We start from the raw sequence: 23,221 nt of genomic DNA on the forward strand, positions 1-23,221 counted from the left end.
GCAGGACGAGCATGGCGAGGCGAGCTGTCGATGAGTGGCGTGACACGGCATCGCGCCGGTCGACGCAGCCTGTGTGCCGGGGTGATGGCGGTTCTGGTGTGCCTGTTGTCGGCCTGTGTCTCGATCCCGAACAACTCCAGTCCGCAACCGCTCGGTTCGCTCGAGCGCAAACCGCCGAGCACCAACGTCCCGACACCGAGCCCCGGGATGGACCCGGAGTCGCTGGTCCGTAGCTTCCTCAAAGCCTCGGTGCAGCCGGGTTCCGGGCACCTCGCAGCGCGACAGTTCTTGACCCAGGATGCCTCGGACTCCTGGGACGACCAGGGTGGTGCCCTGTTGCTCGACGAGATCAACGTCTTGAGCGACAAGCGCACCGACGACACGATCACGGTCCGCGTCAACGGGGAAGACACCGGCGAACTGCAGCCGAGCGGACAACTGATCCCGAGTTCGGGGCGCATCGAGATCCAGTTGTCGTTGACGCGGGTTGACGGGGAATGGCGGATCAACGGGCCGTTGCCTGCCGGTGTCCTGATGGATCGCGAGCAGTTCGAGTTGTCGTATCGGCCGCACGTGCTCTACTACCCGAGTTACGACGACCAGCACCTGGTCGCCGATCCCCGGTGGTTCTACACCGGCGGAGATCAGCTGGCGGACCAGCTGATCGGACTGCTGATCGCCGGACCCGTCGATGATCTGCGCGGCGCGGTCATCAACGAGTTCCCGGCCCGGTCCTCGTTGCGCGGGTCGATCGAGTCGCTCAGTGGCGGCGGTATCCGGATCGACCTGGTCGGTCTCAATGGCCTGGGCGGTGCCGAACGTAACCGCCTGGCGGCGCAGATCATCTGGACGCTCAGTGACGCCGACATCAGTGGTCCGTATGTGATCGACGCCGATGGTGCGCCGCTGAACGAACGTCACGCCAACGGATGGCAGACCAACGACGTGGAGTCGCTCAATCCGAATCCGCCGGCCAGTCCCGTCGGCCTGCATGTCGTGGAGGGTGGATCGCTGCAGGTGGTCGCGGACGACGCACTGACCCCGGTTCCCGGCACGTTGGGGGAGTCTCGGAACCTGGTTTCTGCAGACCTTTCGGCAGACGGTGGTCGGGTGGCGGTGGTGTCGCAGAACCCGGCCCCGGGCCCGGCGCCTGCACTGGCGCTCTCGATCGGTGATTACGGTGCCGGCGTGACCCCGGTCATCGAGGGCGGCACCATCACGCGGCCGTCGTTTGCCGGTGATTCCCAAACGGTGTGGGCGGTTGTCGACAACAACCGGGTCACCCAGGTCACGCAGATGTCGGGCAACAGTCAGGTCACCGAGCGGGAAGTGGACTCGTCGGCGATCCGCGCGGTTGCGCAAGGTCCGATCACCGAATTGCAGGTTTCTCAGGACGGTGCTCGCGCAGCGCTGATCGTCGGTGGACAGGTGGTACTCGCGATCATCGAGGACCGGGCCGACGGCAGACTGCTGCTGGCCAACCCGCTCGGGGCCGGGGCACTGAACATCGTCGGCGCGGTGTCGCTGGACTGGCTGAGCAGCGAGATGCTGGTGATCGGACGCAGTTCTGCCGAAGGTCCGGTGGTGCAGTTACGGATCGACGGGATGCCGCCCGGAGCGCTGCCCAGTGGCAACCTCACCCCGCCCGTGACGGCGGTGGTGGCAAGTCCGTCGACCATCTATGCCGCAGACAGCCGCGGTGTCCTGCGCCTCGGCGGTACCAGCGACGAGCCGGATCAGTACTGGAGTGAGGTGCCGCCGACGATGGGCTCGTCGGCGATACCCGTTCTGCCGCATTAGATTCGGCCACATCGAGTTCTGACGCACCAGGTCTGCAATACCTGTGGACGGCGTGGCGAACTGTGGATGATTTCGCTGCGCGAGGCCCGCGTCCGGGCGCCGGTTCCGGGCGCCGGTGGCATCATTTCCGACCATGGTCGAGCGGGTGTGGCCGGCACTGGTGGATCTGGTGGTCCCGTTGCACTGCGGTGGATGTGCCAGACCCGGGACCCGGTGGTGTCGGGTGTGTGCTGCCCAGATCGCCGATGCCCCGATCGAGGTCCGGACCCGGGTGGCCCTGGCGATCCCCGCATACGCCTTGGGGCGGTACACAGGCGTTCGCAGGCAAGCGATCCTCGAGCTCAAGGAGCGTGGCCGCAGTGATCTGTCCGTTCCGTTGGGCCGGGCGATCGCCGCCGGTTTGCTCGCCCTCGACCGCTGGTCCGAGCTGCCTGCTGCCGATCGGCTGGTGTTGATCCCGGCGCCTACCCGGCCGATGTCCGCGCGTCGTCGCGGCGGCGATCCGGTGACGGCGATCGCCGTCGCCGCGGCCCGGTCATTGTGTGGCGAGGCATCAGGTGGCCCGGTGGCGGTGACGCCGATGCTCGTCACCTCGATGTGGGCGCGTGATTCGGCACGCCTGTCGGCCGGGCAGCGCGGCGACAACCTGGACGGCGCGATCAGGCTCCGCCGAAACCTCGGTCCGGGTGCGGCGACGGCTCGCACTCGCGACGCCGCGGTTGTCCTACTCGATGATGTGTTGACGACAGGTGCGACCGCGGCGGAGTCCGTGGCGGTCCTCGCCCGCGCCGGCGTCGAGGTGCACCTCGTTCTCGTCGTTGCCGCAGCGTGAGTCATCGGCGAGTCCATGCCCGACAATTCCCGCGCCAACATTTCCCACACCGACATTCCCGTCGAAACGATCTGGTGGCCAAAGTCATTCAGGAATTCCGAAAAGTCATCGAGTCGGATTGTCCGGTCAACGTACCGATGAACGGCCAACGGCCAATATGTGGCGAACAGTTGGCCGGAGGACTACGGTCGAAGGTGCGTCAGTTAGCCGCACAAAGGTTGCCGAAGCAAGTGGTGGCCGGGGGGAGGTGAGAGCCCAACTCATAGACCGGTTGCCTGAGCGCGTGCGCTGCGGTGGCCGGGATCTTTAGTTCACCGAGCCAGGAGGTATCGCAAGTGACGACAAGCGTCGGCAAAGTAGCCGTTTCCGAATCTGAAGAAAGCACAGATTCCAGCACGAGTCCCGACACCATCACCCGAACCGATCCGTTTGATCCGGGCATTTACGTCCGAACCGATTCGTCCGATGAACTCTCCCGCCCTGACGCCGAAGTGCAGGTCAGCGGCCGCAATGTTGAAATCCCCAACCACTTCCGCTTACACGTGATGGACAAACTGTCCCGGGTGGAACGGTTTGACCCGACGATCTTCCGATTTGATGTCGAGCTTCACCACGAGCGAAATCGACGTCAGTCCAAGATCTGCCAGCGACTCGAGATCACCGCGGTTGGCAAAGGCCCGGTGGTTCGAGGAGAGGCCTGCGCAGACAACTTCTACGCCGCACTCGATGCCGCACTGGCAAAACTCCAGTCGCGCCTCCGCCGGACAAAAGATCGTCGCAAGGTCCACCACGGACTGAGAACACCCATATCCGTAGCCGAGGCCACGGCAGCGGCCGATCCGACGTTGAACGGCCAGGCCCCGGCGAATCAGAGCGACGAAGACCGCTGGGCCGCGGAGAATCCCGAGGCAGCCGGTCCAGGACACATCGTCCGAGTCAAAGAGCACCCCGCCGTGCCGATGACGGTCGACGACGCACTCTACGAAATGGAACTCGTCGGACACGACTTCTTCCTTTTTCATGACAAGGAAACCGACAAACCGACCGTCGTCTACCGCAGGCATGCGTTCAACTACGGGTTGATCCGCCTCGCCTGACGCTCGGCGGTGGGGCTTGATCGCCTCGCCGGAAAGCACGACGGGCGGCTCGAATAGCCTGCTCTGAAGGCGCGGCCGTAAGCCTTGATTCGCCTCGCGTGAGTCAGGTGGCCGAGGCGCTCGCTACCATGGAGTCCGACCTGCGGGAATCTGCAGGTCGGATTTCGTGTGTATTCGACCGGATCGAGGGAATTACCAGTGCTCAACAAGCTGCTGCGCGTCGGCGAAGGCCGGATGGTCAAACGCCTGGATGCAATCGCTACGCATGTGGAGACGCTCGACAAAGCGACCGAGGCCTTGTCAGATGCCGAACTCCGGGCAAAGACCGATGAGTTCAAGGAACGGATCGCCGCCGGGGAGACCCTCGACGATCTGCTGCCCGAGGCCTTTGCCGTAGCCCGTGAAGCTGCTTGGCGGGTGCTGTCGCAGAAGCACTTCCACGTCCAGATCATGGGTGGTGCCGCCCTGCACTTCGGCAACATCGCCGAGATGAAGACCGGTGAGGGCAAAACCCTGACCTGTGTTCTGCCTGCCTACCTCAATGCGCTGGCGGGTGAGGGCGTCCACGTGGTCACCGTCAACGATTACCTGGCCAAGCGTGACTCCGAGTGGATGGGCCGCGTCCACCGATTCCTGGGCCTCGATACCGCGGTGATCCTGACCGGGATGCCCCCGTCTGCGCGTCGTGAGGCCTATGCCGCCGACATCACCTACGGCACCAACAACGAGTTCGGGTTCGACTACCTGCGCGACAACATGGCCCACTCGCTCGGTGATCTGGTCCAGCGTGGCCATCCTTTCGCGGTGGTCGACGAGGTCGACTCGATCCTGATCGACGAGGCCCGGACCCCGCTGATCATCTCGGGTCCCGCCGATTCGTCGAGCAAGTGGTATGCCGAGTTCGCCCGCATCGCACCGCTTTTGAAGAAAGACGTCCACTATGAGGTGGACATCCGCAAGCGCACGATCGGCGTGCACGAGGCGGGTGTGGAGTTCGTCGAGGACCAGCTGGGCATCGACAACCTGTACGAGGCCGCCAACTCGCCGCTGGTGAGTTACCTCAACAATGCGATCAAGGTCAAAGAACTCTTCGAGCGCGACAAGGACTACATCGTCCGCAATGGTGAGGTTCTGATCGTCGACGAGTTCACCGGTCGTGTACTCGAGGGCCGGCGCTTCAACGAGGGCCTGCACCAGGCCATCGAGGCCAAGGAGCGGGTCGAGATCAAGGCCGAGAACCAGACCCTGGCGACGATCACCCTGCAGAACTACTTCCGCATGTACGAGAAGTTGTCGGGTATGACCGGTACGGCACAGACCGAGGCCGCCGAGCTCGACCAGATCTACAAGTTGGGTGTGCTCCCGATCCCGACGAACAAGCCGATGCTCCGGGTGGATCAGACCGACTTGATCTACAAGACCGAAGAGGCGAAGTTCGACGCGGTGGTCGATGACATCACCGAGCGGCACGAAAAGGGCCAACCCGTTCTGATCGGTACCACCAGCGTTGAACGGTCGGAATATCTCGCCCGGCAGCTCAAGAAGCGGGGCATCCCGCACAACGTGCTCAACGCGAAGTTCCACGAACAAGAAGCACAGATCATCGCCGAGGCCGGTCGCAGTGGCGCGGTGACCGTTGCCACCAACATGGCCGGCCGTGGTACCGACGTGGTGCTCGGCGGTAACCCTGACATCCTTGCCGACATCCGTCTGCGCAAGGCCGGGCTGGATCCGGTGGAGACCCCGGACGAGTACGAGGCCGCCTGGGACGAGGTGCTCGCCGCGGTCAAGGCGGAGGTTGCCGACGACGCGGAGAAGGTCAAGGAATTCGGCGGTCTGTACGTGCTGGGAACCGAACGGCACGAATCACGGCGAATCGACGATCAGCTCCGTGGTCGCTCCGGCCGTCAGGGTGATGCGGGCGAGTCCCGTTTCTATCTGTCCCTCGGCGATGAGCTGATGCGCCGGTTCAACGGCGCCGCACTCGAATCGATCATGAACCGGGTGAATCTGCCCGACGACGTCCCGATCGAGGCGAAGATGGTCACCAAGGCCATCCGCAGCGCGCAGACCCAGGTCGAGCAGCAGAACTTCGAGGTCCGTAAGAACGTCCTCAAGTACGACGAGGTGATGAACGAGCAGCGCAAGGTCATCTACGCCGAGCGTCGCACGATCCTCGAGGGTGAGGATCACAGCGAGCAGGTCAAGCGGATGATCGAAGACGTGGTCGGTGCCTACGTCGACGGCGCCACGTCCGAGGGCTACACCGAGGACTGGGATCTGGAACAGCTCTGGACCGCCATGAGGACGCTGTACCCGATCGAGCTGGACTACAAGGACCTGCTCGAAGAGAACGAGTTCGGTGAGCGTAAAGACATCACCTCCGAGGAACTGCGCGAGATCCTGGTGTCCGATGCCCGCGAGGCGTACCACAAGCGTGAGGCGGAGATCGAGACGATCGCCGGTCCCACCGCGATGCGTCAGCTCGAACGCACCATCCTGCTCAGCGTTCTCGACCGGAAATGGCGTGACCACCTCTACGAGATGGACTACCTGCGTGAAGGTATCCACCTGCGGTCGATGGCGCAGCGCGATCCGGTCGTCGAGTATCAGCGCGAAGGTTACGACATGTTCATCGGCATGCTCGACGGACTGAAGGAGGAGTCGGTCGGATTCCTGTTCAACGTCAGTGTCGAGGCCACCCCGGCCCAGCCGGCCGCCGCCGCAGCAGCGGCTCCGGCATCGATGACAAAGGCCCCGGCGGCCCCGGCCCCGCTGCCAACCGAACAGGTCGCTCCTGCTCGTCCGGCAGCACCGGCGGCTCCGGCAGCGTTGCGAGCCAAGGGAATCGATGACGGGTCGGCCAATGCCGGTCTGACGTTCAGTGGTCCATCCGAAACCGGTGGCACCACGGTGCGCCGGTCGAGTGCGTCCACGGGCGGATCCACTGATGGACAGGCAGGCACCCGCAAGGAACGCCGCGCAGCTGCGCGGTCGGGATCGAAGGGTGCTGCGAAGCCGCCCAAGACACGCAAGAAGCACTGACCCTGCCAAGGCAGCGCTGAACAACCGGCGCTGACGGCACGGACGCTCGACAACCCGGATACCTCCGTTCCCGGTTCCGAAGGAACCAGGACCGGGCAGTGCACGTCGTACTGCTGGTATCCGGGTTTTCCGGCTATCGGGCCGGCCGTCGCCGGTCATGGGCGGACACAGCCGGGGGGCGCCATGACAACAACGGATATCGCCGAGACCGGCCAGGGCGCGGTCGGGGCAGGTGTTGTCGGGGACGGCGCCGGCGGCCTCGGGGGCCTGCGGATCAGCCGGGTGCCCTTCAGCGAGACACCGCCGCTCGGCCTCGGGTCGAGTGCAGCTGTGCCGGCATCGGGTACCCGGATCGAAGTCCGTGCGGCCCAACGCACTCCGGTTCCGCAGACCGAGCCCGTCGACGTCGAGCTGCGCCGGTTTGCCATCAATGCGACCACGGTGCTGCTCGAGGTCATGGGAGGTCGGCGGCCGTTTGCACAACTGGCGGAGGTGGCCGTACCGAAGATCGCCGACCAATTCCGGGTGTTGCTGGCCGCCGATCAATCGAGGGGTCCGGCGTGCACATTGCTGCGCTTGCACACTCAGCACACGAGCCCTGACGTCGCCGAGATCACCGTCGTCTACCGCAGGGGCGAGCGCGTTCAGGCGATGGGCGCCCGCGTCGAGCGCCGGCTGATGCCCATTCGTCCCGCCACCCCCGGGGGTCCGCGGCGCAAGGCACGACGGTGTGTCCTCGTCTCGGTCAGTGTGGGATGACGACCGGCGCCGCCGGGGTGGGATGACGACCGGCGCCGCCGGGGGGTCGGTTGACGACGAGTGCTCGGGCCGCACTGCGCGGGCGGTTCGCGGCGACCCGGCGAGGGCCCGGCGGTTACGATTGGCCCTGTGAACCGGCTGTCGCCTCAGGATTCGATGTACTACTACCTCGATGACCGCGGGTCGACAACCCAGGTGGGTTCGCTGCTGATCCTGGAACGTCGCGCCGGGGGTCTGGATTACCAGGGGCTGCTGCGTACCGTCGAGAGCCGGCTGCAGCTGGTCCCGCGGTACCGGAAGAAGATTCGTGAGGTCACGCTCGGTCTGGCCCGTCCGGTATGGGTCGATGACCACGAGTTCGACATCACCTATCACGTCCGCCGCTCTGCCCTGCCGAGTCCGGGCGCCGACGATCAGCTCCATGACCTTGTTGCCAGGCTGATGTCGCGCCCACTCGAGCGCACTCGGCCACTGTGGGAGATGTACCTGGTCGAGGGTCTGTCCGATGACCGGATGGCGATCCTGACCAAGACCCATCGCGCGTTGGTCGACGGGTCGGAGGCTTTCGAGATCAATCAGATCATCGTCGACGACACCCGCGAGTCACCGTCGATGCCCGAGGATCTGTGGCTGCCCGACCGTGAACCGGGCAGTGGTGAACTGGTGGTCGGTGCGATCACCGATGTCCTTACCCGGCCGTGGGAGATGGTCGACCAGGTGCGGGCGGCGTCCAACCAACTGGCGTCGGCCGGTCAGGCCCTGACCGGCGCATTCCGCCGGGTCGAATCGGTGATGAAGATGGCCACCACCTCCGCACCGTCGAGTCCACTCAACGGCGCCACGGCCCCGACCCGCCGTTTCACCGTGGCGTCCTGTTCGGCCGAGGACTGTGTGGACATCGCCGAGCGCCACGGTTGTACCCCCAATGATGTGCTCCTGGCGGCCATCGCAGGCGCGATCCGGCGCTGGCTGCTCTCGCGGTCGCTGGCCGTTGATCAAGTGGAGACCGTGCGTGTCATGGTGCCACTGTCGGCGTATCCGGCGGGGGAGGACGAACCCGAGTTCGACTCGGACCTCGATGCGCAGGGGGCATCGTCGTCGGCGTCGTGGATGGTCGGCGGGCTACAGGGATTTGTCACCGATCTCCCGGTGGGAGAACCGAATCCGGCCGTGCGGCTGTCGCAGGTCGCGCAGCTGGCGGAACGGCACTCGCATTCGAACCGGAACTGGTCGGCTGCGGTCGAACCGTGGATCCCGGAAATCGGGCCCGCCACGTTCCACGCGATGAGCGCGCGGGCGGCGGCGTCGTTGTCGCGCCGGTCGTTCAACGTGCCGATCACCATTGCCCGCGGACCGCGCTCGGCGCAGTACCTCGGCGGCAACGAGATCCTGGCCATCTATCCCGTCCCGGTCCTGGTCCGCAAACGTGCACTGGCAATCGGGCTGACGTCGTACAACGGCCGAATCTGCTTCGGCTTCAACGCCGATCGCCGGGTGATGTGGGATCTCGGCGCCATGGCCGAATACCTCACGGACTCGTTCGAAGAATTGCTCCCACAACGGTGACATCCCCACCGCGTTCACACCCTGGAAAGGCCCGATGAGAATCTATCTACCCGCCACCCTGTCGATGCTGACAGAACTGAATACCACCGGTGAGTTCGTGCCCGTCGGTGGAACGGCGTTTGCACTGACACCTGCGCTACGCGAGTCGTATCTCGACGGCGACGACGAGGAGCTTGCCGAGGCCGCGATCCGGGAGGCCGCGCGCGCCTCGCTCCGGCTACTCGCCGCCGAACGAGACGAAGAGGGCTCCGTCGACAAAGACGACGAGTCAGGTCAGACGACGCTGCTTCCGCCCCGGCGAGTGGTGATCGCCGCCGACATCGACGAGGTGAAGCTTCGTCCCGATATCGACGTCGCGGTGGTGAAAGCCTTTCAGGTGGTGCCGCTTTCGGCGGTCGCATCCCTGCTGGTCGATGGCAGCGACGCCGAGGAGAAGGTCTTGCGGGCGATGGAGGTCGTCGATGCTGCGGATCTGGGCGACGAGGACGCAGAACTGGCCATCGGCGACGTCGAAGACTTCGACCTGGGCTGGTACGCCACCCAGGAGCTCCCGTTCCTGCTGGAACTTCTCTGAGCGCGTCGTATCTGTGCAGTGACCCCGGCCTCTCGCACTGTGTCCGGACCCTAACCTACGGTAGCGTAAGTTAGCAGCATCCGAGCTGAGGTGAAGCTCGACCGTAGCTTGTCGAATGGAGGCACTTGATGGGTTGGCGTGAACGATTCGAGGAGCCGGTTCGCGATATCGCGAGCCGTAGCCGGGCGGTCAACCTTGTCCGTGCCGCGGCGGCGCGTGTCACCACACCGTTGCTCCCCGATGACTACCTGCACCTGGCGAATCCGCTGTGGTCGGCGCGGGAACTGCGCGGCAAGATCGTGGAGGTCCGGCCCGAAACCGCTGACTCGGCAACACTTGTCATCAAGCCGGGCTGGGGATTCTCGTTCGACTACCACCCCGGGCAGTACATGGGCATCGGCGTTCTGGTCGAAGGTCGCTGGACCTGGCGGTCGTATTCGCTGACCTCGGTGCCGCAGACCACCTCCGATACCCATGGCAAGGTCGTGTCGATCACGGTGAAGGCCATGGCCGAGGGCTTCCTGTCCGGACACCTGGTCAATGGTCTGGAGCCCGGCACGGTGGTGCGGTTGGCTGCGCCCCAGGGGGAGTTCGTACTTCCGGCGGACCTGCCCGAGAAATTGTTGTTCGTCACCGCGGGCAGCGGCATCACGCCGATCATGTCGATGCTGCGGACGATGTCGTCGCGCAAACAGCACACCGACGTCCAGCTGATCCATTCGGTGCCCACCGACAAAGACCTGATGTTCGCCGACGAGCTCAAGCAGTTCGAGGCCGACGGCCTGTTGCGGGTGCACATTCAGCACACGCGAGCCGAGGGCAAGATCGACCCGGAGGCACTCGACGCACTGTGTCCCGACTGGGGGCAGCGGCAGACGTGGGCATGTGGTCCGGCCGCGCTGCTGGATTCGCTGACCCAGATGTGGACGCAGGCCGGATTGCGGGATCATCTGCACATCGAGCGATTTGCGCTCGAGCGTGGTGAGGTCGGTGCCGAAGGTGGCACGGTCACATTCTCGAAGACCGGGCGCACCGCCACCGTCGACGGTGCGACCACGTTGATGACCGCCGGCGAGGATGCCGGTGTGCAGATGCCGTTCGGTTGCCGGATGGGTATCTGCCAGAGCTGTGTTGTGATGCTCGACAAGGGTGTTGTCCGGGATCTGCGCAGTGGTGCCGAACATGTTGCCGGAGAACGTATTCAGACCTGTATCAGTGTCGCGGCCGGGGACTGCACCCTGGAGGTCTGATCCCGCCGCGTACCGACACAAAAAATGGGGCCCAAGTTTTCACTTGGGCCCCATTTCAGCTCTGGTGGAGACTAGCGAGCGGTGCTCGCACGCGGCTGGCTGCGACGTGCGCCGCCCTGCGTCGATCCGGTACGGCTACGGCCGCCTTCGGAATGGCCTGCTGCCGCGCGACCACCCTGCGAACGGGCGCTCTGTCCACGGCCGCGACCCTCGTACGGAGCCGAGCCATCAGAGGTCGGACGAACTCGACGGGCGCCATTGGAGCGGCTGCCCGGCGACTTCACCGAACGGTTGGGAACAGAGGTGATGGCGGGCGGAGCGATCAGATCGGCGGTCTCGCCGACCAAAGTCTTGAGCTCTGCCGAATCAGCGGTCACCCTGATCGGGGTGGCCTTGATGGCGGCCTTGCGCAGCAGCTGCGACATGTCGCGACGCTGCTCCGGCAGTGTCAGGGTGACGACGTCACCGGCGCTGCCTGCGCGCGCGGTACGACCCGAACGGTGCAGGTACGCCTTGTGCTCGGCAGGCGGGTCGACGTGGACGACGAGTTCGACGTCATCGACGTGCACACCGCGGGCAGCGACGTCGGTGGCGACCAGGACGCGCGCCTTTCCGCTGGAGAACGCGAGAAGGTTGCGGTCGCGGGCACCCTGCGAGAGGTTGCCGTGCAGGTCGACGCTGGGGATGCCGGCGTCGGTCAGCTGCTTGGCCAGCTTGCGGGCCTGGTGCTTGGTCCGCATGAACAGGATTCGACGGCCCTTGCCCGAGGCGAGTGCGAAGACGACGCCCTTCTTGGCGTCGGCGCCTGCGACCTCATAGATGTGGTGGGTCATCGCGGAGACGTGCGAGGTGGCCTCGTCGACCGAGTGCATGACCGGCTGGTTCAGGAAGCGCTTGACCAGCTTGTCGACACCGTTGTCGAGGGTCGCGGAGAACAGCAGTCGCTGGCCGCCCTCAGGGGTGGCGGTCAGGATGCGGGTGACGCCGGGCAAAAAGCCCAGGTCGGCCATGTGATCGGCCTCGTCGAGGATGGAGATCTCGACGCGGTCCAGACGCACGAGGCGCTGGCGCATCAGGTCTTCGAGGCGGCCCGGGCAGGCCACGACGATGTCGACGCCTGCGCGCAGTGCCGAAGCCTGGCGACCCTGGGGGACACCACCGAAGATGGTGGTCACGGTCAGGCCGAGGGCCTGTGCCATCGGCTGCACCACAGCGGTGATCTGCGTGGCGAGCTCACGGGTCGGAGCCAGGATCAGGCCACGGGGGCGGCCGGCGCCGGCAGACGAGCCGGCTGCGAGGCGAGCGACGAGCGGGATGGCGAAGGCAAGCGTCTTGCCGCTGCCGGTCTTTCCGCGGCCAAGTACGTCCCGGCCCGAAAGGCTGTCGGGCAGGGTGTCTGCCTGGATGGGGAAGGGGGAGGTGATGCCACCGGCCGTCAACGACTTGACCAGGCTCGGGGGTACGCCGAGATCAGCAAAAGTTGTTGTGGCAGGACTGGATACAGAATTCAAAGAATCACGTTTCTGATTTACGCGGCGTCTCGAGCACGATTCACCGCTGGGTGGCGCGACTGCCCTGATCTGCTGGCCGACGGAAGTCGGACACCGCAGGCCGGTGGGCAGTAACGATCGCCGTGTGAATAGCTCAGTGGGGTTGATCAACTCGCAATGAGTGTGGTCCGGGTTTCCCTGGGGGCCACGTCACGAGGAAGCAGTTCCACGACGGTTCCGCGCATCTTGCGCGAAGTACCCAATCAGCATAGCCCGACCGGCCCGTTTTCCGCCCATCCGAAGCCAGGTGAGATCAGTCTCACCCAGCGCTGGACACCTCCCGGGACGTAACCTACGATTGCGTAAGTTACGTGTCCGTAGGTTGGTTGTCGTCAGCGCTGACCTCGCATTATTACCCCCGACGAGAGGTTCGAAGCGGTGGCAATTACCGATATCCCGGAGTACGCACACCTGACCGAGGCCGACGTCGAGGCGCTTGGCCGCGAACTCGACGCCATCCGTCGCGACATCGAGAACGAACGCGGTGAACACGACGCCACATACATTCGCAACGCCATCCGCTTCCAGCGTGGGCTGGAACTTTCTGGACGCGCGCTGCTGTTCGGTGCCGCCAACCGCAAGGTCTGGGCGCTCGGCGCCGGAGTGCTCGGTGTCTCCAAGATCGTCGAGAACATGGAGCTCGGCCACAATGTGATGCACGGCCAGTGGGATTGGATGAACGATCCCGAGGTGCACTCCACCGGATGGGAATGGGACAACACCGGTCCGTCCGCGCACTGGAAGCACACCCACAACTACATCCATCACAAGTACACAAATGTGCTCGGTATGGATGACGACGTGGGCTACGGCCTGATCCGGGTCACGCGCGATCAGCGGTGGAAGCCCTTCAATCTCGGCAACATCGCCTACAACACCCTGCTGATGCTGTTCTTCCAGTACGGCGTTGCGGTTCAGCACCTCGAACTCGGACGTGCGGCCGCGGGTAAGCACCCGGACAAGGTCGCCTTCAAGAAGGACCTGCGTGACGTCGGGATCAAGGTCGGCAGGCAGGTCGGCAAAGACTACGTGGTGTACCCGGCGCTCGTCGGTGCGGTGACGCGTTCGCGCACCAGCTGGGCCCGGGCGATCACCGCGACGTTTGCTGCCAACACGATTCGCAACATCTGGACCAACGCGGTCATCTTCTGCGGACATTTCCCCGATGGGGCCGAGAAGTTCACGAAGCAGGATCTCGAAGACGAGTCACAGGCCCACTGGTACCTGCGGCAGATGCTGGGCAGTGCGAACTTCAACTGCGGCAAGCCGCTGGCGTTCATGAGTGGCAACCTCAGCTACCAGATCGAGCACCATCTGTTTCCCGACCTGCCGTCCAACCGGTACGCAGAGATCGCTGTCCGCGTCCGCGCTCTGTGCGACAAGTACGACCTGCCGTACACCACCGGGCCGTTCCTGCTGCAGTACGCAAAGTCCTGGCGGACAATTGCGAAGTTGTCACTGCCGAACAAGTACCTGAAGGGAACCGTCGACGACGCTCCCGAGACGGCATCGGAGCGACGCTTCAAGTCCGATCCCGAGCAGCGGCTCGCCGCGACGGTCGATCCGGCCACCGGTCGTCGGAGAGGTCTGCGTACGGCGATCGGCAAACTCCGTCGGCGACGTTCATCGGTGGCAACACTCGGCGGTCAACGCCAGTCGAAGGATGTGCGGGCGCGGGCTGCCTGATCGGCTCCCGACGCCCGAACACCGTACTCTGGAGAAGGACAATGGCGGTTGGCCGTGAGCTCAGCGCTCACCCGGCCCGAGGATCAACGCCACCAAGGAGTTACCAGGCGCGATGGCAATCACTGATATCAACGAATACACGCATCTGACCGAGTCGGATGTAGAGGCACTGGGCGCTGAGCTCGATGCGCTGCGCCGAGAGATCGAATCCGACCGCGGACTACGCGATGCCACCTATCTTCGACGCACCATCCTGGCCCAGCGTGTCCTCGAGGTCAGTGGCCGGATTGCGTTGCTGGGCAGCCGCAACCGGTTCTTCTGGTGGTCGGGCACGGCGCTTCTCTCGGCGGCAAAGATCATCGAGAACATGGAACTGGGCCACAACATCATGCATGGCCAGTGGGATTGGATGAATGATCCCGAGGTCCACTCCACGTCCTGGGAATGGGACATGGTGTGTTATTCGGGCCACTGGAAGCACTCCCACAACTACATCCATCACAAGTACACCAACGTGATGGACATGGATCACGACATCGGCTACCAACTGCTGCGGGTCACCCGCGACGAGGAATGGCAGTGGAAGCACGCTTATCAGCCCATCGCGAATCTGTTCTTGGCCGCGACCTTCGAGTGGGGGATCGGGCTGCATGACATCGAACTGAAGGACTATCTGGAGGGTAAGAAACCGGCGGAGATCGCGGTTCCCCAGATCAAGGACTTCAGCAAGAAGATCATCCGGCAGATGGCCAAGGACTATGTGATCTTCCCGGTGCTGTCGGGCAGGGCGGCGCGAAAGACACTGACGGCCAACCTGACGGCCAATCTGGTCCGCAACCTCTGGGCCTACCTGGTGATCTTCTGCGGCCATTTCCCTGATGGTGCAGAGAAGTTCACCGAGGAGTCGATCGCCAACGAGACGCAGGGGCAGTGGTACCTGCGTCAGATGCTCGGGTCTGCGAACTTCAACGCCGGGCGTCCGATGGCGTTCATGAGTGGCAACCTCTGCTACCAGATCGAGCACCATCTCTTTCCCGACCTGCCGTCCAATCGGTACGCCGACATCGCGGTCCGGGTGCGGCAGTTGTGCGAGAAGTACGACCTGCCGTACACCACGGGTCCGATCCTGGTGCAGTACTGGCAGACATTCCGGACGATCGCGAAGCTGTCGCTGCCGGACAAGTACCTGACCGCCACCGCTGACGACGCCCCGGAAACGGCCTCGGAGAAGAAGTTCGCCGGTCTCCGGGCAGCTGCGGCCGACCGTGGAAAGCGGATCGTGGCGGCGGGCGAAGGCAGGCGTGAGGGCTTGAAGACTGCGATCGCAGAAGTCAAGGCACGTCGAAAGACCTTGCGCTCCAGTTGATTCTGAGTGCGTCCGGCTAGTCCCAATGGTTGGCGACGCTGAGCGCGCTGATGAGTTCGCGAACGGCCATGGCCCGTCGATGGTGTTGGCCGGTCAAGGAGTCGAGGGCGCACTCGGGATCGGCGGGCGGCCCGAGGTGCGTGCAGCCGCGAGGGCAGTCCTTGATGGTCTCGCTGAGATCGTCGAACGCCTTGATCACGTCCTCGGGTCCGATGTGGGCCAGGCCGAACGACCTGATGCCGGGGGTGTCGACCACCCACCCGCCACCGGGTAGTGGCAGGACCACCGACTGGGTGGACGTGTGCCGTCCCTTGCCGACACCGGACACCACGGCTGTGGCCCGATAGGCGTCGGGCACAAGGCGATTCACCAAGGTCGACTTACCGACGCCGCTGTGGCCGATGAGCGCGGTGACCTTACCCGCGAGGAGTTTCTGTGCCGGCTCCAAGGGGTCGTCGCGGCCGGCGAGGAGCACCGGCAGATCCAGGTCGGCGAAGGATGAACGGAATGACTCCGGGTCGGCCAGATCGCTCTTCGTCAGACACAGGACCGGTTGTAGTCCTCCGACATAGGCTGCGGCCAGGGCTCGTTCGACGAATCCGGTACGTGGTGGCGGATCGGCAAGGGCTGTGACGATCAACAGCTGATCGGCGTTGGCGACCACGATCCGCTCATACGGATCGGTGTCATCTGCAGTGCGCCGCAACACAGTTCGCCTGGGTGCGACCCGCACGATCCGGGCCAGGGTGTCCGCCTTACCCGACAGGTCACCGACGACCGACACGTCGTCGCCGACAACGATCGGGGTCCGGCCGAGTTCACGGGCCCGCATACAGACAACCCGGATGTCCTGGTTGTCTTGGAGTACACAACCCCACCGGCCCCGGTCGACCGAGACCACCATCGCGGTGGCCGCGTCGTCGTGGGTGGGCCGGGTTTTGGTGCGTGGCCGACTGCTCCGGCCAGGGCGCACCCGGACATCGGTTTCGTCGTACTCCCTTTTGCTCAAGCGCTGATCATCCTCGCCCACATAGCCGGAAAGTCGGGCAGGGTCTTGGCCGTCGTCTCGATGTCGTCGACATCGACGCCCTCGGTGACCAGACCGATCAATGCTCCCGCGGTTGCCATCCGGTGATCCGCGTACGACTGCCAGAGGCCGCCGTGCAGTGGTGCCGGTTCGATGATCAATCCGTCGTCGGTTTCGCGGCAGGCCCCGCCGAGGCGATTGATCTCGGTGCGCAGCGCGTGAAGTCGATCGGTTTCGTGGCCGCGAAGGTGTGCCACACCGGACAGTGTCGAGGTGCCCTCGGCCAGCGCGCACATCGCGGCCACCGTCGGGGTCAACTCGCCGATGGCGCTCATGTCCCACGTGATCCCCTGCAACACTTGGGGTCCGGTGACGGTGAGCAGTCCGTCGGTCAGGTCGGTGCGGGCACCCATCGCCTCGAGAATGTCGACGATCGCGGCTCCGGGCTGAGTGGTGGCGCTCGGCCACCGTGGAACGCTGACGCTCCCACCGGTCACCGCAGCGGCGGCGAGGAAAGCCGCCGCGTTCGACAGATCCGGTTCGATCTGCCAGTCCACCGCGCGAACCGGGCCCGGATCGATGTGCCAGCGGTCGGGGATCGAGGTGTCCACGGCAACGCCGGCTGCCGCAAGCATCTCGATGGTCATCGCGATGTGCGGCATCGAGGGGACGGGTTTGCCCGAATGGGTGATCGTGATGCCTTCGGTGAAGCCGGCGCCGGCGAGGAGGAGCCCGGAGACGAACTGTGAGGAAGCCGACGCGTCGATGGTGACGGCTCCGCCACGCACTGATCCGGTGGCGTCGATGGTGAACGGCAGGGCGTTGCCGTCGACGCGGACACCGAGGTCGCGCAGCGCGTCGAGAATGGTGTGCAGCGGCCGTGACCGGGCCTGCTCGTCACCATCGAAGTGCACCTCGCCGCGGGCTGATGCGGCCAACGGTGGCACAAACCGCATGACCGTTCCGGCCAGTCCGCAGTCGATCTTCGCGGCGTGCAAGGGGCCGGGCGTGATGGTCACCGTGGTGGCGTCGTCGGGGTCTGCGTCGACCAGGACCCCGAGGGCGGCCAGTGCGTCGAGCATCAGGTCGGTGTCGCGACTGCGCAGCGTGCCGGAAAGTGTGGACGGGCCGTCGGCCTGCGCCGCCAGGACCAGGGCACGATTGGTGATCGACTTGCTTCCGGGCAGCGCGACCGTCGCGTGTAGCGGGTCAGGCGCGAACGGTGCGTTCCATGAAGTCACCCCGACAGTCTTTCATGTTGGCCAGGGCCCCTTGTTTCCCCTGTTCACCAGGTGTGGATCCGGGCCGGTCACGCGGTCGGTCAATCAATGGACATCACGTGTCCGGTGCCCTTTTGGTCGCTATGTTCGATCCATGAACATGAGACTTTCACGCAGCGGAGCGGCCGTTGCGCTCTGCGCGGCAGCGCTTTTGACACTGTCAGCCTGTTCGGACGACTCGGACGACAGCGCCGAATCCACCACGAGTGCCGCGGAGTCGACCTCCGCGGAGGCCACAGCGGCGCAGCTCGACGTGCGCGTCGAAGATCTGATGCTGCCCGAATCGGACTTCCCTGGCACCGGCGAGTACGTCATCCTCGACAAGGCCGCGATCGACGCGGACAAGTCGAGCGACCCCGAGGTCACACCTGCCAATTGTGCGGCGATCGTCGAGGAAGAAGACGGCACCGACGAATACGACCGCGCCCGGGTCGAGTTCGACATGGAAGATGGCACCTCCATCGAGACCCAGGTGATCCTGGGCGAGACCAGTGACCTCGAGACCGTTGCGAGTCAGGTCGACACCTGCCCGGCCATGACCATGCGAGGCCCGCTCGATGACGGCACCGAGCTTGTTGCCGAGATGGAGAACTCGGTGGAGGACGTCGAGGGTTCGACCGTTCCGGCCAAGACCATCATCAGTACGGGTACGGCGACCGTGGGTGAGCAGACTGTCCCGATCACGATTCGTTCCACCGGTGCCTACGTCGATGGCACCACGGTGAGCGTTCAGATCACCCTCACCGGTGAGAACGCCTCGAGCTGGAACAACGCGGACGAGGCATTCCTGGTCGAGTTGCTCAACAAGCAGATCGCGGTTGTGCAAGACGCTGCGGCGCAATAATCATCGACCCCGACCGCTTCGACCGATTTGGACCGCCCCTGGTGATGGCCGGGGGCGGTCCGATTGGCGCTGTGCCCGGGGCTGTTGGGTGGATAATGACCGCCATGTGTGGGCGATATGCGACAACGGCGAGTACCTCAGATCTGGTTGCGGCATTTGACGCCGCGTTGGCGGAGGACGATGCGAGCAAACTCGCGAGCGCTTCGTACAACGTTGCACCCACCCAGGCGGTGCCGGTGATCCTGGAACGGCCATCACGCCCCGATCCCGACAGTCAGGAAGACACCGAGCCCGAGGTCGTCCGACAGCTGCGCGCGCTTCGATGGGGACTCGTCCCGAGCTGGGCCAAAGATCCGGGTATCGGCAGCCGGATGATCAACGCACGCTCGGAGACGCTGACCGAGAAGCCTTCCTTCAAGGCTGCCGCTGCCCGGCGCCGGTGCATCCTTCCTGCTGCCGGTTTCTTCGAATGGACGAAGGACCCGGAAGGAAAGAAGCTGCCGTACTTCCTGCACGACCCCGACACCCCGATCCTGGGCTTCGCCGGCCTCTATGAACTGTGGCCCGACCCGGGCAAGGCCAAAGACGATCCGGATCGCTGGCTGTGGACCACCACCGTGATCACCCGTCCGGCAACCGACGCGCTCGGCCACATCCACGACCGCACCCCGGTGATCGTCACACCGGACCTGCGTGACGACTGGCTCGACTGCACGAGCGGAAAGCCCTCGGTGGCAAAGGACCTGCTCGAAGCCCTACCAGAGCCCCATCTGGTGCCGTATCGCGTGTCAACCGATGTCAACAGCGTTCGCAACAACCGCGCCGATCTCATCGAGCCGGTGTGAGCGGCGACCGGAGCCAGACCCGCCCCAACCCTTTTCAACTGATCAAGTACCTTCTCGGCCGACCGTTGCCGGACTCGATGCGGGACTGGGTGATCCGGGATGTGACCGGACCGGGATGTATGCGCCGCTACATCATTCGAGGGGTCCTGCCGTTCCTGCCGATTTTCATCGCCTTCTCGTTTGTGCCCGGGCCGGTGGTGTATCGCCTCGGGATGATCGCGCTGTTGCTCATCCCGCTGGTGTACTTCGAGATCGCGCTGATGAGCATCTACCGCAGACACCTGCTGACCACCAACGGCGTCGACGGGGATCTGATCGGGGTCAAACGTCGTGCCCGGCAAGAGATCACCAAGAGTGAGTACGAGGCGAAATACCCACGAACACCCAACTGAACGGGGCGCAATGGCACACGAACACGAGAAGCCGGAGCCGAAGGTCGATGCCGAGACCCTTCGCGAACAGTGGCTGGCGCGGGCCGCCATCGCGGCAGTGGTCGCCGCGGCGATCGTGCTGGTGGTGTTCGCCGGCCTCAAGACCCTGATCGTGTTCATCGCGACGGTCGGTGCGCTGGTGATCGGGCTTGCCGCGGTCTTCTGGTTCCTCAGCGTGCGCGGCCGGATCCGGTGGCTCGCGCTCGCGGTGTCGATCGTGATTCCGATCGCGTTGCTGGTCTTTCTCATCAGCGAGCATCTTCTGTGGGTGGTGCTGGTGGTGCTGGCCCTCGCGCTGCTGGCCGGCGCCTGTGCCAGGGCTGCGCTGGTCCGCGATCGTGACGATTGGATGATGCCCGAGCGTGAGGTCCCGCCGCCGAAGCATCCGTTTGTGGTGATGAACCCGCGCTCGGGTGGCGGAAAAGTGGAGAAGTTCGAATTGCAAAGGCGTGCCGAGGCATTGGGTGTCGAGGTGGCCATGCTCGACGGTCCCGAGATGGTCGACATCGCGGCACTGACCCGGCAGGCGGTCGAGCGCGGCGCCGACCTGCTCGGGGTGGCGGGTGGCGACGGCACCCAGGCGCTGGTGGCCGGTATCGCGGCCGAACACGACCTGCCGTTCCTGGTGATCAGCGCCGGAACCCGCAATCATTTCGCGCTCGACCTCGGCCTGGACCGCGACGATCCGTCCACCTGCCTCGACGCACTCACCGACGGCGTGGAGATCAGGGTCGACCTCGGCTCGGTCAACGGCAGGACATTCGTCAACAACGCGTCCTTCGGTGCCTACGCCGAGGTGGTGCAGAGCCCGGCATACCGCGATGACAAGACCGGCACGATGCTGGCGATGCTCCCGGACCTGATCTCCGGCTCCCGCGGTCCACGATTGCTCGTCCGTACGGGCGATGCGACCATCACCGAGCCGCAGGCCGTCCTGGTCAGCAACGGCGCCTACGAGATCCACGATCTGGCCGGTCTGGGGCGCAGGCCCCGCCTGGACACCGGCACCCTCGGGATCGTCGTGGTGTCGGTGAGCAGCACTTTGCAAGCGGTGGGTCTGCTGAACCGGACGCGGCAACACGGTCTGACGCAGCACACCGGGTCCGAAGTGGTCGTCGACGCCGACCAGCCGCAGATCCCGGTCGGGGTCGACGGGGAGGCTCTCGTCCTCTCGACTCCGGTGCGGTGCACGATCAGCCCGCAAGCGCTGCGGGTTCGCGTGCCACGGCACCGGCCCGGTGTCAGGCCGCCAAAGCGCCCGCTCGACTGGGTGCGTCTGCGTCAGTTGGCGTGGCTCTGAGAAATCAGGCCCGGAGCAGCCACCGGCCGGACACCGACTTGTCCTCGAACGCCCGGTGCGCCTTGGCCGCCTCCCCGAGCGGGAACTCGCCTGCGACACGGACGGGCAGCACACCCGCCGCGACGTCGTCGAGTAGCCGGGTGAGTTCGGTGCCGTCGGCCTGCACTTCGATCCAGCCACTGGTGATCCCGCGGGTCGGCGCGGGTGCATTGCGGGGAGCGGTGCCCAAGTAACGTCCGCCGTCGACGATCAGATCCAGCAGCGGGACGCCGACCCCGGCCGGGTCGAAGACGGCGTCGAAGCGCAGGCCTGCCAGATCGGCGACCGTGGTCGCCACGGTGGTGGCGCCGCGGTGGCGCAGGTCATCAACATCGTCGGGCCTGCCGACCGCGGTGACGGTGGCTCCGCGGCGGGCGGCCAGTGGGACGGCGCAACCGCCGACCCCGCCGGACGCCCCGACGATCAGCAAGCGCTGACCATCGGGATTCAACAGTCCGATCGACTGGGCTGCCGTCAGCGCGATCAGCGGCGCCGCGGCGGCTTTCGCCGGATCGAGTCCCGCGGGCACCTGCGTGACTGCATCGGTGGGAAGCACGACGTACTCGCTGTAGGTGCCGATCTCCGGTCCGATCCCGACGCGCAATCCGGCGACCGCCGTCCCGGTGGTCAGTCCGGTGACGCCGGGGCCGAGCGCGTCGACAACCCCGGAGACGTCCCAGCCGAGTCCTACCGCGGTACCGGTTGGAATGATTCCGAGGCGGTGGAAGACGCCATGTGCCGTACCGATGTCCACCGGATTGACCGATGCCGCGCCCATCCGGATCCGGACCTCACCAACACCTGGTTCGGGCGTCGGCCGGTCGACGATCGTGAAGTCGTCTGTGCCTGTGGTGATGATCGTTCGCATGAGTTCGTTCCCATCTCGTGTTCGCGGCTTTTTCGTGTTTTGGCCTTGCGATCTCCACGATGCCGATGGCACTCTCTAATGGAAAGTAGGCACCTGAAGGTGCGTAACGATCCGAAAGGGGAGTCCGATGCCGACGATGACGGCTGCCGATCGCCGCGGGCAGGCGAAGCGGGAGTACGACGCGTACGTCGCGAACTGTCCGAGCCGAATGCTGCTCGATCGGATGAGCGACAAGTGGGTCGCGTTGATCGTCGTGGCGCTGGGGGACCGGACGATGCGGTATTCAGAATTGTCACGGGCAGTGGCAGGCGTCAGTCAGAAGATGCTGACCCAGACGCTGCGCACCTTGGAACGTGATGGACTCCTCACGCGTGAGGTGAGCGTGGGTGTTCCTGTGCGAGTTGACTATTCGCTGACGCCGCTGGGCCACTCGCTCCGAGAGCTGATGCGTGGGGTCAAAGACTGGGCCGAGATACACATGGACGAGGTTTTCGAGGCCCGTGAAGACTACGACCGCCGACTGCAAGAGCAGTCCTAGGGCGGCGCCCTCAGGAGAGGACGTCCGCGACCACCGCACCGGTGACCGAGACAAGGTCGGCAGGCGCGAGTTCGATCTCCAGGCCCCGTTTGCCGCCGCTGCAGAACACCGAATCCCACAGATCGACGGTCTCGTCGATGACCGTCGGCAGCGGCTTCTTCTGCCCGACCGGTGAAACCCCGCCGAGGACATAACCGGTGACCCGCACCACCGCCGCCGGGTCGGCCATGGCGGCCTTTCCACTCAGGCCCAGTGCGCTCGCCGCGGCTTTGGGCGAGAGCCGCTCGGGAACCGGGATGACTGCCACCGCCAAGGTTCCGCCGACGTCGATCACCAGCGTCTTGAAGATCTGCTCCGGCTCGGCGCCGACCGATATCCGCAGGTGCTCGGCGGCTTCCGGGCCCCAGTCGCCATCGGAGCGGGTCTCGTATTTGTGCACCTGATGCCGTACCCCGGCCTTTTCTAGAGCGCTGATCGCCGCGGTCGCTGCCATGGCTGTCGATTCTCTCAGATCAGACCGGGGC

At 65.1% G+C, this 23,221-nt stretch carries 20 protein-coding genes; 15 read left to right on the plus strand and 5 right to left on the minus strand.

Going from position 1 to position 23,221, the window contains the following annotated elements; genetic code table 11:
• Positions 1-30: 30 nt before the first annotated feature.
• From lpqB to AC1D75_RS09695, 8 genes are all read left to right on the plus strand, one after another.
• Positions 31-1,800 carry an MtrAB system accessory lipoprotein LpqB gene (lpqB, locus tag AC1D75_RS09660; RefSeq protein WP_495515026.1) on the plus strand — a complete coding sequence of 590 codons (1,770 nt, stop codon included), beginning with the start codon at positions 31-33 and terminating at the stop codon, positions 1,798-1,800.
• Positions 1,801-1,933: 133 nt separating this feature from the next.
• Positions 1,934-2,632 carry a ComF family protein gene (locus AC1D75_RS09665; RefSeq protein ID WP_495516026.1) on the plus strand — a complete coding sequence of 233 codons (699 nt, stop codon included), beginning with the start codon at positions 1,934-1,936 and terminating at the stop codon, positions 2,630-2,632.
• A gap of 440 nt (positions 2,633-3,072) precedes the next feature.
• Positions 3,073-3,729: a ribosome hibernation-promoting factor, HPF/YfiA family gene (gene hpf, locus AC1D75_RS09670; protein WP_495516027.1), complete on the plus strand. Its 657-nt coding sequence runs from the start codon at positions 3,073-3,075 to the stop codon at positions 3,727-3,729.
• Positions 3,730-3,927: 198 nt separating this feature from the next.
• Positions 3,928-6,774, plus strand: coding sequence for a preprotein translocase subunit SecA (gene secA / locus AC1D75_RS09675; RefSeq protein ID WP_495515027.1), 2,847 nt, complete (start codon positions 3,928-3,930; stop codon positions 6,772-6,774).
• Positions 6,775-6,957: 183 nt separating this feature from the next.
• A complete protein-coding gene (locus tag AC1D75_RS09680) occupies positions 6,958-7,533 on the plus strand; it encodes an Rv3235 family protein (protein WP_495515028.1) in 576 nt (191 codons plus the stop codon).
• Positions 7,534-7,662: 129 nt separating this feature from the next.
• A complete protein-coding gene (locus tag AC1D75_RS09685; RefSeq protein WP_495515029.1) occupies positions 7,663-9,099 on the plus strand; it encodes a wax ester/triacylglycerol synthase family O-acyltransferase in 1,437 nt (478 codons plus the stop codon).
• Between the two features lie 34 nt (positions 9,100-9,133).
• Positions 9,134-9,673 (plus strand): DUF6912 family protein, encoded by a 540-nt coding sequence (locus AC1D75_RS09690; RefSeq protein WP_495515030.1) that lies wholly within the window; start codon positions 9,134-9,136, stop codon positions 9,671-9,673.
• A 128-nt stretch (positions 9,674-9,801) separates the two neighbouring features.
• On the plus strand, positions 9,802-10,923 hold the full coding sequence (locus AC1D75_RS09695; protein ID WP_495515031.1) for a ferredoxin reductase: 1,122 nt from the start codon (positions 9,802-9,804) through the stop codon (positions 10,921-10,923).
• A 71-nt stretch (positions 10,924-10,994) separates the two neighbouring features.
• Here AC1D75_RS09695 and AC1D75_RS09700 read toward each other — a convergent pair whose 3' ends face one another.
• Positions 10,995-12,434, minus strand: coding sequence for a DEAD/DEAH box helicase (locus AC1D75_RS09700; RefSeq protein WP_495515032.1), 1,440 nt, complete (start codon positions 12,432-12,434; stop codon positions 10,995-10,997).
• A 417-nt stretch (positions 12,435-12,851) separates the two neighbouring features.
• Between AC1D75_RS09700 and AC1D75_RS09705 the strand changes: the two genes are divergently transcribed.
• Positions 12,852-14,159 (plus strand): fatty acid desaturase family protein, encoded by a 1,308-nt coding sequence (locus tag AC1D75_RS09705; protein ID WP_495515033.1) that lies wholly within the window; start codon positions 12,852-12,854, stop codon positions 14,157-14,159.
• 112 nt (positions 14,160-14,271) lie between these two features.
• The gene (locus AC1D75_RS09710) at positions 14,272-15,525 is read left to right on the plus strand and encodes a fatty acid desaturase family protein (protein WP_495515034.1); all 1,254 of its coding nucleotides are present in this window, start codon (positions 14,272-14,274) and stop codon (positions 15,523-15,525) included.
• Positions 15,526-15,541: 16 nt separating this feature from the next.
• Here AC1D75_RS09710 and rsgA read toward each other — a convergent pair whose 3' ends face one another.
• Together rsgA and aroA are read right to left on the minus strand one after the other, a co-directional pair.
• Complete coding sequence (gene rsgA, locus AC1D75_RS09715) at positions 15,542-16,534, minus strand: ribosome small subunit-dependent GTPase A (protein ID WP_495515035.1); 993 nt, start codon at positions 16,532-16,534, stop codon at positions 15,542-15,544.
• Positions 16,531-17,793 carry a 3-phosphoshikimate 1-carboxyvinyltransferase gene (gene aroA / locus AC1D75_RS09720; RefSeq protein ID WP_495515036.1) on the minus strand — a complete coding sequence of 421 codons (1,263 nt, stop codon included), beginning with the start codon at positions 17,791-17,793 and terminating at the stop codon, positions 16,531-16,533. Before aroA ends, rsgA begins: the two co-directional genes overlap by 4 nt.
• Positions 17,794-17,926: 133 nt before the next feature.
• On the opposite strand from aroA, the gene AC1D75_RS09725 reads away from it, so the two are divergent.
• The 4 genes from AC1D75_RS09725 to AC1D75_RS09740 all read left to right on the plus strand — a co-directional run bounded on the left by AC1D75_RS09725 (position 17,927) and on the right by AC1D75_RS09740 (position 21,252).
• On the plus strand, positions 17,927-18,676 hold the full coding sequence (locus AC1D75_RS09725) for a hypothetical protein (RefSeq protein WP_495515037.1): 750 nt from the start codon (positions 17,927-17,929) through the stop codon (positions 18,674-18,676).
• A 104-nt stretch (positions 18,677-18,780) separates the two neighbouring features.
• Positions 18,781-19,521: an SOS response-associated peptidase gene (locus AC1D75_RS09730; RefSeq protein WP_495516028.1), complete on the plus strand. Its 741-nt coding sequence runs from the start codon at positions 18,781-18,783 to the stop codon at positions 19,519-19,521.
• On the plus strand, positions 19,518-19,913 hold the full coding sequence (locus AC1D75_RS09735) for a DUF5313 family protein (RefSeq protein WP_495515038.1): 396 nt from the start codon (positions 19,518-19,520) through the stop codon (positions 19,911-19,913). The genes AC1D75_RS09730 and AC1D75_RS09735 overlap by 4 nt, the downstream gene beginning before the upstream one ends.
• Before the next feature lie 10 nt (positions 19,914-19,923).
• Positions 19,924-21,252, plus strand: a complete 1,329-nt coding sequence (locus tag AC1D75_RS09740) for a diacylglycerol/lipid kinase family protein (RefSeq protein ID WP_495515039.1) — start codon at positions 19,924-19,926, stop codon at positions 21,250-21,252.
• 4 nt (positions 21,253-21,256) lie between these two features.
• Here the strand turns inward: AC1D75_RS09740 and AC1D75_RS09745 are convergent, their stop codons facing one another.
• Positions 21,257-22,159 carry an NADP-dependent oxidoreductase gene (locus AC1D75_RS09745; protein ID WP_495515040.1) on the minus strand — a complete coding sequence of 301 codons (903 nt, stop codon included), beginning with the start codon at positions 22,157-22,159 and terminating at the stop codon, positions 21,257-21,259.
• Between the two features lie 127 nt (positions 22,160-22,286).
• Between AC1D75_RS09745 and AC1D75_RS09750 the strand changes: the two genes are divergently transcribed.
• Positions 22,287-22,697, plus strand: a complete 411-nt coding sequence (locus AC1D75_RS09750; protein ID WP_495515041.1) for a winged helix-turn-helix transcriptional regulator — start codon at positions 22,287-22,289, stop codon at positions 22,695-22,697.
• Between the two features lie 10 nt (positions 22,698-22,707).
• On the opposite strand, the gene AC1D75_RS09755 is transcribed toward AC1D75_RS09750, so the two are convergent.
• Complete coding sequence (locus AC1D75_RS09755) at positions 22,708-23,190, minus strand: aminoacyl-tRNA deacylase (protein ID WP_495515042.1); 483 nt, start codon at positions 23,188-23,190, stop codon at positions 22,708-22,710.
• Positions 23,191-23,221: the final 31 nt, after the last annotated feature.

The organism is Williamsia sp. Y712 (assembly GCF_059445525.1).